General features: G+C 62.6%; 13 protein-coding genes. 8 read left to right on the top strand and 5 right to left on the bottom strand.

Annotated elements, in window-relative coordinates; genetic code table 11:
* Positions 1-2: 2 nt before the first annotated feature.
* Genes A9D15_RS12055 through A9D15_RS12065 form a run of 3 tightly spaced genes read left to right on the top strand, consistent with a single transcriptional unit; the run spans position 3 to position 2,550 of the window.
* On the top strand, positions 3-812 hold the full coding sequence (locus A9D15_RS12055) for a ThuA domain-containing protein (RefSeq protein WP_066765349.1): 810 nt from the start codon (positions 3-5) through the stop codon (positions 810-812).
* Positions 813-829: 17 nt separating this feature from the next.
* A complete protein-coding gene (locus A9D15_RS12060; protein ID WP_066765351.1) occupies positions 830-1,840 on the top strand; it encodes an NADP-dependent oxidoreductase in 1,011 nt (336 codons plus the stop codon).
* Positions 1,837-2,550 carry an SDR family NAD(P)-dependent oxidoreductase gene (locus A9D15_RS12065; RefSeq protein WP_066765353.1) on the top strand — a complete coding sequence of 238 codons (714 nt, stop codon included), beginning with the start codon at positions 1,837-1,839 and terminating at the stop codon, positions 2,548-2,550. The genes A9D15_RS12060 and A9D15_RS12065 overlap by 4 nt, the downstream gene beginning before the upstream one ends.
* 22 nt (positions 2,551-2,572) lie before the next feature.
* Here the strand turns inward: A9D15_RS12065 and A9D15_RS12070 are convergent, their stop codons facing one another.
* The 3 genes from A9D15_RS12070 to A9D15_RS12080 all read right to left on the bottom strand — a co-directional run bounded on the left by A9D15_RS12070 (position 2,573) and on the right by A9D15_RS12080 (position 6,136).
* On the bottom strand, positions 2,573-3,757 hold the full coding sequence (locus A9D15_RS12070; RefSeq protein WP_066765355.1) for an aromatic ring-hydroxylating oxygenase subunit alpha: 1,185 nt from the start codon (positions 3,755-3,757) through the stop codon (positions 2,573-2,575).
* Positions 3,758-3,780: 23 nt separating this feature from the next.
* Complete coding sequence (locus A9D15_RS12075) at positions 3,781-5,184, bottom strand: aromatic ring-hydroxylating oxygenase subunit alpha (protein ID WP_066765356.1); 1,404 nt, start codon at positions 5,182-5,184, stop codon at positions 3,781-3,783.
* Positions 5,185-5,374: 190 nt separating this feature from the next.
* On the bottom strand, positions 5,375-6,136 hold the full coding sequence (locus A9D15_RS12080; RefSeq protein ID WP_066765357.1) for an SDR family NAD(P)-dependent oxidoreductase: 762 nt from the start codon (positions 6,134-6,136) through the stop codon (positions 5,375-5,377).
* A 147-nt stretch (positions 6,137-6,283) separates the two neighbouring features.
* Between A9D15_RS12080 and A9D15_RS12085 the strand changes: the two genes are divergently transcribed.
* Both A9D15_RS12085 and A9D15_RS12090 read left to right on the top strand, forming a co-directional pair.
* Complete coding sequence (locus A9D15_RS12085) at positions 6,284-7,090, top strand: SDR family NAD(P)-dependent oxidoreductase (protein ID WP_066765359.1); 807 nt, start codon at positions 6,284-6,286, stop codon at positions 7,088-7,090.
* Positions 7,090-8,559 (top strand): FAD-binding protein, encoded by a 1,470-nt coding sequence (locus tag A9D15_RS12090; protein ID WP_066765360.1) that lies wholly within the window; start codon positions 7,090-7,092, stop codon positions 8,557-8,559. The genes A9D15_RS12085 and A9D15_RS12090 overlap by 1 nt, the downstream gene beginning before the upstream one ends.
* Positions 8,560-8,586: 27 nt before the next feature.
* Here A9D15_RS12090 and A9D15_RS17070 read toward each other — a convergent pair whose 3' ends face one another.
* Both A9D15_RS17070 and A9D15_RS12095 read right to left on the bottom strand, forming a co-directional pair.
* On the bottom strand, positions 8,587-8,712 hold the full coding sequence (locus A9D15_RS17070; protein WP_268237067.1) for a hypothetical protein: 126 nt from the start codon (positions 8,710-8,712) through the stop codon (positions 8,587-8,589).
* A gap of 162 nt (positions 8,713-8,874) precedes the next feature.
* On the bottom strand, positions 8,875-10,506 hold the full coding sequence (locus A9D15_RS12095; RefSeq protein WP_066765362.1) for an AMP-binding protein: 1,632 nt from the start codon (positions 10,504-10,506) through the stop codon (positions 8,875-8,877).
* A gap of 216 nt (positions 10,507-10,722) precedes the next feature.
* On the opposite strand from A9D15_RS12095, the gene A9D15_RS12100 reads away from it, so the two are divergent.
* From A9D15_RS12100 to A9D15_RS12110, 3 genes are read left to right on the top strand one after another with little or no spacing between them, the layout of a single operon-like run.
* Entirely contained in the window at positions 10,723-11,910 is a 1,188-nt protein-coding gene (locus A9D15_RS12100) for an aromatic ring-hydroxylating oxygenase subunit alpha (protein WP_066765363.1), read from the top strand.
* Between the two features lies 1 nt (position 11,911).
* Positions 11,912-12,706, top strand: a complete 795-nt coding sequence (locus A9D15_RS12105) for a sugar phosphate isomerase/epimerase family protein (RefSeq protein ID WP_066765365.1) — start codon at positions 11,912-11,914, stop codon at positions 12,704-12,706.
* Positions 12,703-13,065, top strand: a complete 363-nt coding sequence (locus A9D15_RS12110; protein ID WP_066765367.1) for an EthD domain-containing protein — start codon at positions 12,703-12,705, stop codon at positions 13,063-13,065. Before A9D15_RS12105 ends, A9D15_RS12110 begins: the two co-directional genes overlap by 4 nt.
* Positions 13,066-13,105: the final 40 nt, after the last annotated feature.

Genomic DNA, 13,105 nt, shown 5'->3' on the forward strand with positions numbered 1-13,105 from the left:
CCGTGCCGAAGATTGACTACCGGTCGCCCCTGCGCTGCCTTGTCGCGGTGCGTGGGCACCCGTTCGGGCGGGATGCCTTCGCCTCGCTGTTCGAGGGTATGGAAGGCATCTCGGCCACGATGGTGGACCAGCCTGCCGCATCGCTGCTGCTGAACCCCGACGGCATGCGCGATTTCGATGTCGCGGTTCTATACGACATGCCGGGGCTGGATTTCGACGATCCCGACGCGCCGCCTGCCTATGTCGATCCGCCGCAAGTCTTGCGCGACGGGTTTCCGGCATTGTTCGGTGCGGGGAAGGGCGTCGTCGCGCTTCACCATGCCCTGGCCGGTTGGCCGACATGGCCCGAATATGGCGAGATCATCGGTGGACGCTTTCTCTACAAGCCGGGCGAGGTGAGGGGGGTAGAGCGGCTCGACAGCGGCTATGCCCACGACGTGCGCCAGACATTCACACCGGTGCCCGGCCATCCGGTGACGGACGGGCTTCCCGCCTCGTTCGAGATCGTCGACGAGCCTTATCTGGCAGAGATATTCGAAGACGGCGTAACGCCGCTCCTGCGTTCGGATGCAACATTCGACCGTGATCATTTCTTCTCCGCCTCTCTCGCCGTAAAGGGCGAGATGTATGCGCGCGAAGGGTGGGACCATCCGGCGGGCAGCAACCTTGTCGGCTGGGCGAAGGAGATCGGCAAGGGCGGGCTCGTCTATCTGCAACCCGGCGACGGGCCGGGTGCGTACGAAAATCCCGACTACCGCCGGCTGGTCGAAAATGCGATCCGCTGGACGGCAGAATCGGCAACAGCAGCCTGAATTGAAGGAGAGGTCGCATGACCAACCGCCGCTTCATCCTCCGCCGCCGCCCTGTCGGCGATCCGGTGCCCGAGGATTTCGAACTCGTCAGCGAACCGATCCCCGATGTGCCCGCAGGCGGGCTGGTCGTACGCAATCACTACTGTTCGCTGGACCCGGCGCAGCGCGGCTGGATGGACGATGCGCCCAGCTACATGCCGCCGATCCCGCTGGGCGAACCGGTCCGCGCGACGACGGTGGGCGAAGTCTATGCCAGCGACAATCCGGACTTCCCGGTCGGCAGCTGGGTCATGAACCTCAGCGGAATCGAGGAATATAGCGCCGTCGAGCTCGGCCATTTCACTGCGCCGATCGACATCGGCATGGTCGACAGTCCTTCCAAGTTCCTCTCCGCGATGGGGGCTGTCGGCCTGACCGCCTATTTCGGGATGCTCGAAGTCGCCAAGCCCAAGGCGGGCGAGACGCTTTGCGTCAGCGGCGCGGCAGGCGCAGTCGGCTCGGTCGTCGGGCAGATCGGCAAGATCCACGGCTGCCGCGTGATTGGCATCGCGGGCGGGGCGGAGAAGTGCCGCCGCCTGATCGAGGATTACGGTTTCGATGTTGCCATCGACTATCGCGGCAAAAGCCGGGAAGACTTGGTCGAGGAAATCGCCAAGGCAGCGCCAGACGGGCTCGACATGGTGTTCGAGAACGTGGGCGGCGACATCCTGGAGGCAGAGGTTCACAACCTTGCCAAAAAGGCGCGCATCGTTCTGTGCGGGCTGATCAGCGAATATAACTCTGTCGAAAAGCACGGGCTGCAGAACCTGTGGCAGCTGATCGTGCACCAGGCCTCGATCCACGGGTTCCTTATCATGGACTACGCCGACCGTTTCCCCGAAGGCGGCGCGCAGATCGCGCAGTGGATCGCGGAGGGCAAGGTCCGCATCGACGAGGATGTGCAGGAAGGGATCGAGAATACCTACGACGCCTTCATGCGGCTGTTCTCCGGCAAGAACACCGGCAAGCTGGTCCTGAAGATCGCATGAGCGGACGGCTGGAAGGTCGCCGTGCGATCGTTACCGGTGCAGGTTCGGGCATCGGCGCTGCTGTCGCGAAGCGGCTGGCAGCCGACGGGGCGCGGGTCTTTACCTGCGACCTCAAGGGCGAAGTCGATCATCTTGCGGACGTAACTGTCGAAGGCGCCAGCGCGGCGCTGGTCGAGGCGGCGGTCGAAGCCATGGGAGGTCTCGACACGGTTGTGCCCTGCGCGGGGATTGCGGCATTTTCGCCACTGGAAGGTCACACCGACGCATACTTCCGGCAAGTCCTGGAAGTGAACCTCGTTGCGGTCTTCCGGCTGGTGCGCGATGCGGCAGAGCACCTCAAGCAGGCGGGCAATGGGCGGATCGTTACGATCGGCTCGACGACCTCGACGTATGGCGACGAAGGGCTTTGCGCCTATTCCGCGTCGAAGCACGCGGTGCTCGGCTTCACGAAGTCGGCGGCTGCAGAACTTGGCCCGCATGGCGTCACGGTGAATTGCGTTCAGCCCGGTGCGATCGATACTCCGATGACGGCCCCTGCTTTCGAGGAAATGCCCGAATATCGCACGTTCTGGGAAAACAAGGCACCGCTGCGGCGGCTGGGCAGGCCCGAGGACATCGCCGACGTGATCGCTTTCCTGTGCAGCGACGATGCCCGCTTCATGTCGGGCCATGGCCTGTGGGTCGATGGTGGGGCGATGGTCCGGCACTGACCGGACCACCGCCTGAAAATTTTCAGTCCTTCATCACCGGCATCGGCGTCTGGCCGGTCTCGTCGAGGTAGTACTCGATCCACTTGTGGAAGAACTGGTTGCCCGGCTCGTTCCGGCCAAAGGTCTGGTGCGTCATCGCGCCGCTTTCCAGCCCGTTCTGCACCTTGAGGCCGAGAAAGTAGTCTTCCTCTTCGACGACGTTGTAGAAGAAGTCGCACATCTCATCGAGCTTCTGCATCTCCTCGTCCGTTTCCGGTTGCGTGGGGAAAACGTAGTTCATGATCGTGACGTTCGTGTTCGGTGCATCGCCGGGGAACAGCTGCGCGAACTGGCACATTTCCGGCGCGAGGAAGAGTGCGAAGTTCGGGAAGAGCATCCGGATGAAGTCATAGCCGTCGTTCTCGTGGCGGCCCCATTCGTCACGTGGCAGACCTTTCAGATCCACGATCGACTTCTGCGGAAAGCCCAGCCGGATATGCGGGCCGAACCCTTCGTAATGCGCGCGGTTGGACGGTGAGCGGGGTGCCACCGTATCCTTGTGAGCGGCGGCGAAGTGGTAACCTTCGAGATAGCCGTCATAGGCGACCTTCCAGTTGGCCCCGCGCATCTCGCGCGACTTGTGGTAGTACCAGTCCTCCAGCTTGAGGGCGGCGAAATCCTCGTACATGCCGCCCAGCCACGCTTTCGCATCGATTTCCAGACCCGGGGTCAGGATCACGAAGATCATGCCCGCAACCTCGTCGCAGGGCAGTTCGGTCATGTTGAGATCGTTGCGGTCGACTTCGCCGAAGGTGCTGGCTTCGGCAATGCCGAGCAGCTTGCCGTCATTGGAGTATGTCCAGCCGTGATAGGGGCATGAAAAGCGCGAACAGTTGCCCTTGCCCTCGGGCGCGAGGTGGGCTGCGCGGTGCTTGCACACGTTGAGGAAGGCGCGGGCCTTCATGTCCTTGCCGCGGGTGATGACGACGGGAAGGCCCATGATCTGCATGGCCTTGAAGTCGTTCTTTTCCGGCAGCTCGATGGAAAGCGCCAGCATCAGCGGAAGGCGCTTGAACACGCGCTCTTTCTCCTGCTCCCAGCGCTGGGGGTTGAGGTAGTTTTCGACCGGCACGCGCATGGTGGCGCTGGCCTGATCGGTCGTACGGCTTTCCACGAAGTGGAGCATCCGCTCGGCAATGTCGCCGTACTTGGCATAGAGTTCGGTCATGGTGTGATCCTCGCAGGAATTTGTCAGTCGGCGTTGAGGTAGCGGTCGAGCGCTTGGTGGAAGTGGCGTATTCGCACTTCCTGATAGTCGCCCAGTTCGACGCGCTGGTTCTTGGACGCCTTCAGGCCTTCGTGGCACAGTTCCATGTTCTCCATGTCCTGATCGACCACGCCGCCCAGAACACCCAGTTCCGGCGCATCGGACCAGTCCTCGTCCTCGCCCAGCAAGTGCATCGGCACGCCTGCGGGACGCGGCTGGCCTGCGGGGACGCGGGCAAGCACGCGCACTTCCATCAGGCAGGCGTTTTCGTCCGGCCAGGGGCGCCAGCGATAGACGATGTTCGGCATGAACCCGCCCCACGGCGCAAAATTCGGGAAGACGTTGTAGACCAGCGCATCGAGCAGTTCGCTTTCCGACACCTTCGAATAGTCGCCGCCGAACGTGCGCTCGCTCGTCTTGCGCATCGCTTGCCCAAGCGCCTGACGCGCGGTCAGGCCGGTCGGGACGGCGATGTTGTAGTCGTCCTTTTCGGGGTCGTAGTTATCGGCGCTGCGCCCGTTGTACTTCACGAACTCGTCGACGATCCACTGCTGCGGTAGGTCGTGCTGCTGCACATGGGGGCTCATCGTGCCGAACGGCGTGTAGTTCACGTTCACGTGGTCGCCCAGCACGTGGTAGGCCGCGTTGGCATCGCCGGTGAACGGCATCAGCTGCGGGTGGGTGGCATAGGCGTGGTAGCTTTCCATGAAAGCTTCCATCACGATCTTCCAGTTCGCCTTCACGACCTTGCCGACCCAGGCGACGGTCGTGCAATCTTCGTGTCGCCAGCGTTCGAAGAACTCGGGAAGGGGGGCGAGGAATTCCTCGATCGACGGGCCTTCTTCGGCATCGCGCACGAAGACATATCCGCCCCAGCGCGCAACGTTGGCTTCGGAAAGCTTCATCTGATCGTCGGACAAGTGGCCGAAGTCCCAGCGGCAGGGAATCGAGTTCAGCGTTCCGTCGGTGTTCCAGGTAAAGGCGTGGAACGGGCAGACGAACTTCTCCGCCGAACCGCAGTCGGTCTTCAGCTTGCGCCCGCGGTGCAGGCACACGTTATGGAAGGCGCGGATCGAACCGTCTTCCTGCCGCACGATGAGATAGGAGCGGCCCACGTTTTCGTATGTGACATAGTCGCCGGGCTCGGGCAGGTCTTCCTCGCGCGTGGCGAACTGCCATACGGCGGGCCACATCTTCGTCTTTTCGGCCTCGAAGAACTCGGGAGAATGATAACGCGACGCGTCGATGGCCTCTGATCCGAGGTACTCGTAGCGGTCTTCGGCCATGAAGGCGGGCGGCTGGATGTCGTCGGCGGCCAGGATATCTTCCCAGCCCGGCCCCGGACAGCGGGCCACGTCCATAGGCCCGCGCGGATCTGCTTCTGCCATGTCGGCATTCTCCCTCGTATCTTTCGAGGGGAAGATTACCGGACCGGCGCACTGCGCTGATTGACGAGGGTCAAGAAAAACGCCCCTCCACCCCTGCGCTTTTGACTAGGTCAGTCGCCAGCAATAGGGATGAAGGGGCAGTAGAGTGGAGGACCAGCGACCCGTTAACGGGCCACCGTCCTTGAGTTGATCAGAACTGTACGCGCTTGGTCATGCCGGCATCCACGACGATGTTCGCACCCAGCATGCCGCCTGCGGCGGGAGAGGACACGAAGACGATCGTGCGGGCCAGTTCCTCGCCGGTCGTCATCTTGCCGGTCGGGATCTGGGCCATGATCGAGTCGTAGAACTCGGTCATGTTCTCCTTGATGTAGGCCCACGGGCCGTCCTCGCAGAAAACAGGTCCGGGCGTGATGCAGTTGACGCGAATGCCCTTGGGGGCCAGCGCCTGTGCCTGCGTCGAGGAATAGTTCATCACCGCCGCCTTGAGGGCGTTGTAGGGCTGCACGCCCATGAATTCCTCGACCGCGCCGGTCGAACTGATGCAGCAGATCGCACCTGCGTCCGACTTCTCGATGAAGGGAAGCGCAGCTTCGATGCCGCGGCGCATCGGCAGGATGTCGGTCTTGAGGATCGTTTCCCAGCAGTCGTCGGTGTCCGTACCCGGATTGGCCGAGGTGAAGCTGATGAAGATGTCGCAGCCGCCAAGATCCTCGGCAGCCTTTTCCACAAAGGCGGGCACTGCCGCCACGTCGGTGACGTCAAGCGCTTCGGAATAGACTTTCACGCCCGAAGGGCTGAGTTCGCCGACGACCTTGTCGACCTTTTCCTGCGAACGTCCGCAGATCGCGACATCGCAACCTTCAGCTGCGAATGCCTGTGCGACCTTGCGGCCGATGCCGCCATTTGCGCCGACGAGAATGGCTTTCTTGCCCTTGAGGCCGAGGTCCATACGACGATCCTTTCCCTTGAATAGAAACCTGCTTGATTGAAGCCGACAGTACGAATTGCCGCCGTCCGCTTCGACTGACGTTTTGCGCAGTCTTTTACGCACGCGCGCGATGTTACGCCTCTGTTCATTGAGAGAGGGAGAATTGTGATGGGTAGGCTCGAAGGCAAGCGGGCGCTGATCCTCGGTGCGAGCAGCGAGGGCAACATGGGGCAGGTCATGGCCCGCCGCTTCATGGACGAAGGTGCGAGCGTCATGGTCTCGGGCCGCAAGCAGTCGGTGCTGGACGATTTCGCATCGGCAACGGGTTGCCTTGCCCACGCCTGCGATCTGACAGACGAGGCCAGCGTCAACGCACTGCTCGATGCCGCGGTCGGGCAGATGGGCGGCGTCGACATCGCAGTGAACGCGACCGGCTGGGGGCTTCTGACGCCGTTCCTCGACAATACGCGCGAAGAGCTTGAGCAGATGACCGCGCTCCAGCTTATCGGCCCGTTCCAGTTCTATCAGGCCTGCGTTCGCAAGATGGCGAAGTCGCACGGCGGCAATGGCGGCTCGATCATACAGATCAGTTCGGCGACAGCGAAAATCATGTTGTGGGACCACGCGGCCTACATGGGCACGAAGGCGGCAACCGATCACATCATCAGATGCGTCGCGAACGAGTTCGGCTTTGAAGGTATTCGCGCCAATTCGATTTCGCCGGGCCTGACCGAGACGCCGATGACGGCCGATGCGGGACAAGTGCCCGGCCTCTTCGAAAGCTTCGTGAAAGGATACCCGCTGGGCCGCTATGGCACGAGCGACGATATCGCCGCCGCCGCCGTTTTCCTGGCGAGCGACGAGTGTTTCATGACTGGCGAAAACCTGCAGGTGAACGGCGGGCTGTGCCTTCGCGGCAATCCGTCCCCAGAAGAGATGCAGGCCAGCATCACCGCCGCTGCTGAGGGCAGTTGATGATGAAGGAAGTGCCGGAACTGCTGTCGTTGGACGCGATCTCAAGCTGGGACCGCGAATGCGACGTCGTTGTGATCGGGCAGGGCGTTGCCGGATCCTGCGCCGCGCTCGAAGCGCACCGCGCAGGCGCCGAAGTGCTGATCGTGGAACGCGCCTCTGGCGGCGGCGGGGCCAGTGCCATGTCGTCGGGCATCTACTACCTCGGTGGCGGCACGGCGGTGCAGAAGGCCACGGGCTATGAAGACACGCCCGACGAGATGGCCGCTTACATGATGGCGAGTTGCGACCCTATGGACCCGGTGGCCGTGCGTAACTTCTGTGACGATGGACCGGCGCATTTCGACTGGCTGGAAGAACAGGGGCTTCCGTTCGAGCGGACTGAGTTCAAGGGCAAGGCTGTCTTCCTGAACAACACCACCTGCCTGATGGGCACCGGCAACGAAAAGCTGTGGCCCTACAACAAGATCGCCAAGCCCGCGCCGCGCGGGCACAAAGTGGCCGGCACGGGCGAAAACGCGGGCCACACCGGTATGGCCCCGCTGCTGCGGAAGTGCGAAGAAGAAAGCATCGCGGCGATCTACGACAGCGGCGTCACGGCGCTCGTCGCCGATGCATCGGGTCGTATCGTCGGGGTGCAGATCAAGCAGACCGATGGCACGATCTACGCCAAGGCGCGACGCGCCGTGATTATCGCGGCGGGCAGCTTCAACCTCAATCGCGAGATGATCGCCGAGAACATCCCCCTGCTGGGTGAGACGAGCGAGCCGCTCGGCATTCCCAGCAACGATGGCGCGGGCGTGCTGCTGGGCCTTTCGGCTGGCGCAGGAACGAGCGCGATGGATGGGGTGATCCCGACCGCATCGATCTATCCGCCGGGGCAGCTCATCAAGGGCATCGTCGTCAACAAACGCGGCGAACGGTTCGTGTCCGAAGACAGCTATCACGGCCGCACCGCGAACTTCGTGATGGAGCAGCCCGACCAGAAGGCCTACCTGATCGTCGACAGCGAGATATTCGCCTATCCCGAGATCCCTACCGCGAACCACACCCTGATCGACGGCTACGAGACAATCGAGGAAATGGAAGCAGGCCTCGACCTGCCGACGGGGTCGCTCGTCAAGACGATGGCATTCTACAACGAAAATGCAGCAGAGGGCCGCGACCCGCTGCTGCACAAGGATGCATCGTGGCTGAAGCCGCTGGACAAGGGGCCGTGGGCGGCATTCGACATCTCGTTTGACCGGTCGACCTACCTGTTCATCACACTGGGCGGGTTGAAGTCGGGCCCGAACGGCGAATGTCTGGACCCGCGTAGCGAGCCGATCCCCGGCCTCTATGTCGTGGGCGCCAGCGCGGCACACATTCCGCGCACCGGCAAGTCCTATGCCAGCGGCATGAGCCTTGGGCCCGGCAGCTATTTCGGCCGCCGCGCCGGCCGCCACGCAGCCGGCGCGAACTGGCAGCGTTGATGATCGTGGTGATGGCGCGGTCGGCCCTTAGCAACGCAGTCGCTCGATCGCCGGGGCTGCGCGGTGAAGATCCGCCGCGAGGTCCATGATCAACGCATCGTCCGACATTTCGTCGAACAGGCGCTGCATCGTCGCGGGGAGCAAATTTCTCATCGCCCGCTTTACAGGGCCCCGATCGACGCGGCCCGCCCCTTGTGATGGCGGAAAGCTTCGCGCGCGAGCATGGCGAGTACGAAAACGCGCAGTTCATCGTCGCTGACGGGCTCTCCGCACTCGTAAATACTTCAAAATCCAACTTGTAATGCTGAGTTACTGTCAGGCCTCCGCTCGTTCTCCCTCGATCTTGGCCTTCACATCGGCGCGCAACTGGTCCTTTCGGATCTTGCCCGATGCGGTGCGCGGATAGTCGTCGACGAATTCGAAGCGTTCGGGCGTCTTCTGCTTGGCAAGTCCGCTCGCTTGCACGTGCGCGCACAATGCTTCCACCGTCGCCGGTTCTCCGACCGAGATGATGTAGGCGCAAACGCCTTCACCAAGGCGCTCGTGCGGCATGGCGACGACGCTGGCATCACGGACCTGCGGGTGGGTGCGAAGGACATCCTCGATCTCGACGGCGCTGATATTCTCGCCGCCGCGGATGATGAGGTCCTTCTTGCGGCCCGTGATGGTCACCGCGCCGTTTGGCGACAGTGTGCCGAGGTCGCCGGTCTTGAAATAGCCCTCGGCATCGAATGCCGCCGCGCTCTGTGCTTCGTCGGCATAGCCGAGCATCATCGACGGCCCACGTGCTAGGATCTCGCCCTCGACATCGCGCGGCAGGGGATTGCCGTCGTCGTCCACGATCTTGACTTCGTAGTCGACGACTTCGCCATCGGTCGTCGCGGCCAGGGCTTCGTCTTGCGGCCAGCCGAACGTGACCAGCGGAACCTCGCTGGCGCCGAAGACGCGGAAGGCCTGCAGGTTGTCGAACGCCGAATTGGCCGCCGGGATCAGGTCGGGCGGAACAGCCGCGCCGCCGCAGGCGAAGACCTTCATGGAGGGCAGGCGGGTGCCGGCATTGCGCGCGGCATCGGCCAGTTCGACCAAGAAAGGCGTTGCAGCGACCGTGCCGCTGACTTCGTATTCCTGAATTAGCGAAAGCGCCTCATCCGCGTTCCATGCCTCCATCAATACTACGCGCACGCCGGCGATAAACGGACATTCGAGACCGTTGGCATAGCCCGAGATATGCGTGACGGGCGAAGGCATAATCATCGTCTCGCCCTTGCCAATGCCCCAGTGCCCGTAGCTTTTGCGCACGATGTTCTCGAGCGTTTCGTGGCTGTGCAGCACGCCCTTGGGGCGTCCCGTCGTGCCCGAAGTGAACAGCACCATCTTGACCGAGCCGGCATCGATTTCTGGTGCGATGTCGGCAAGCGTGCGGCCTTCCTCGACCAGGGCGGCAAGGTCGTTCGGGCCGTTGCCGCGCACGGTGAAGACGTGTTCGAGGTCGGGAAGTTTCGGGCTCAGCCGCTCCGCCATTTCGGAGAAGTCGAACCGGCGGAACGTGGTGCAGGTGAAGATGGCGCGGGCGCGGCAGTCGCGCAGCATCAGTTCGACTTCGGCATCGCGATAGATCGGGACGATCGGGTTCACGACCAGCCCCGCAATCGCGCAGGCGAGGTTGAGCACTGCTGCTTCGTGCCAGTTGGGTGTCTGGAAGGCGATGACATCGCCCGGCTCCAGCCCGCGGGCGGCCAAGGTATTGGCCAGCGCCTGTGCATCGGCAAGCCATTCGGGAAAAGTCAGCGAGCGGACGCCATCGACCATCGCCACGAAATCGGGGTCGGATGCTGCACGTTCGCGGGCAAGGTCCGCGATCGTCTTTCCGCTCCACTGGTTCGAAAACCGCGCAAGATGCTGCGGCGGAAGGTCCAGCCATTTCCACGGCATTTCGAGTTTGGCCATCTTCAAGCTCCTGTTCCCGTCCCGTCTTGTCGCGGGAACGCCCCGCCGCTGCCATTGGCGAAAGTAGTAGGCATCAACGCCCCCGCAGGTGCGCGCGGGAGATGACACCTGTCATCTTGGGCAGGTTGTGCAGGCCAGAGCAAGCATGCAGCTTGCACAAGTTGGAGATCGGTTCGCGCGTGGGCGCGCCGGCACGTTTCTTGGGAGAGTACCATCATGGACCGCGCAGCGCGCATCGGGCAGCTTGGCGACGTCGCCGAGGTCATGCTCGGCTATGTCGAGAACAAGACGACTTTCCAGGGCGAGGGCACGCTGAAAGTGCCGTCCGCGTCCTATTGCGACGAGGAGATCTACAAAAAGGAAATCGACCTCGTCTTCAAGAAGCTGCCGCTGATGCTGGCCTTCACAGCAGAGATGCCGAACCCCGGCGACTACAAGGCGATGGAAGCAGTCGGCCTGCCGGTGCTGATCACCCGCGACAAGGACGGTACTGTCCGCGCGTTCCTGAACGTCTGTTCGCACCGCGGCGCACCGGTGGCGGAGGAAGGCTATGGCAACTGCCCGCGCTTTACCTGCAAATACCACGCGTGGACTTTCGGGCGCGACGGCAAGCTGATCGGCATTTCCGAGCGCCAGACCTTTGGCGATGTCGACAAGTCCGAACGCGGCCTGCGCCAGCTTCCCTGCGAAGAGCGGGCGGGCATGATCTTCGTCAGCCTCGACCCCGAAGGTTCGTTCGACCTCGACGACTATTTCCGCGGCTACCTCGCCGATTTCGAGGACATGAACTTCAAGGACTGGCATTACGTCGGCAATCGCACGATTCACGGCGCCAACTGGAAGATCGCGTTCGACGGCTATCTCGAAGGTTATCACTTCCAGTCGCTGCACCCCGAAACGATCTTCCCGCGCACGCCGTCGAACACGACGCACTACGAAGGCTTTGGCCCTTCGATGCGGATCGGATTCCCGCAGCACGAGATCAAGAACCTGCTGAAGGACGTGTCGCGTGACGAATGGGGCACGCGCGAGAACTACGGATACGACTTCGTTCGCATCCTCTTTCCCAACGTATCGATCTTCGTTGCGCCGGAAATCACGCAGGTGGCGCAGCTCTTCCCCGGGCCGACGCCTGACAAGAACCGCACTGTCCTGAACTATCTGTGCCGCGAAGCGCCCAAGACGCCCGAGGAAGAGGAAAATCTGCAGGGCATGGCCAACTTCTTCCGCGACGTGACTTACGAGGAAGATTACGTGATCGGCATGGAGATCCAGAAGGGTCTCGAATCCGGCGCGCACAAGGAGCTGATCTTCGGCAAGAACGAGCGCGGCAACCAGTACTTTCACGAATGGCTGAACTGGTACATGGCCGAAGATCCGTCAGCGCCCGAACCGCGGATGTGACATGAACCCGATCGCGCTCGCATCGGGCGTATTGCCGGAATACGGCCCGGTCGACCTGATCGAGGCGGCCGCTGCGGCTGGTTTCGACATGGCAGGGCTCTGGGTCGATCCGGCCGAGTGGGACGCTGCCCGCCATCGCGATACCAAGAGTGCGCTGGCGCAAACTGGGATGCCGGTGGTCGATGTCGAGGTGGTCTGGCTTCAGCCGGGCTGCTCGGTCGACGACCACTTGCGCATCCTCGACATCGGGATGGAACTGGGCGCGGCCAATGCGCTGTGCGTCAGTTCGGTGGACGATCCGGGCGAAACGTCTGAGTGGTTGGCCCGCCTGTGCCGTCACGTCGAGGGAAGCCCGCTTCGCGTGAACCTCGAATTCGGCATCTTCACGAAAGTTCCGGATGTCCTTTCGGCCAAGCGGATCGTCGAGCAGGCAGGTCATCCGGCGGCGGCGATTCTTGTCGATCCGATCCATGTCGACCGGTCCGATACCGATCCGGCTGACATCGCCGCGCTCGACCGACGATTCATTTCCTACGCGCAGTTCTGCGATGCGCGGGCGGAGCGTCCAGATCCTTCGAACTTCGATGCGATCATCGAGGACGCGGTGGACCTGCGCGAACACGAAGGCGCGGGCGCGATCGATCTCGATGCGATCTGGCGCGCGCTGCCTGCGGACATTCCGCTTTCTATAGAACTGCGCTCGAAAGCGCTGCGCGATGCCCATCCCGACGATCCGATCGGGAGGGCGAAGGCCGTCGCCAAGGCGACGCGCAAATGGCTGGGAGACAGGACATGACGGTTACGCTTCTTTCGATCTTCCGCCGCCGTGAAGGCATGAGCCATGACGAGTTCGTGGAGTATTACGAGACCTTCCACGCCAGGATCGGTGAGAAGGTCTTGGCCGGATATACCTCTGCCTATCGCCGCCGCTTCACGACGCCTCTCGCGCACGAAGCGGGACCAAGTGATCCGGACGTAGTCATGGAGATCGAGTTTCCCGACGAGGAAACGATGCAGGCGTTCTTCGCCTCTATCGCAAATGACGCGGAAACCGCAGAGATGATCCGCGTCGACGAGGACAAGCTCTTCGATCGTGATTCGATGAAGGTCTACCGCATCGATGAGCGGGTTAGCGAGATGCCCCCCGTCGGGTGAGGGCGGACGGTCCCGGCGGGCGGATCGGCGTTATGTGATC

Origin of the sequence: Croceicoccus pelagius (assembly GCF_001661915.1) — a bacterium.
GTDB classification, from domain to species: Bacteria; Pseudomonadota; Alphaproteobacteria; order Sphingomonadales; family Sphingomonadaceae; genus Croceicoccus; species Croceicoccus pelagius.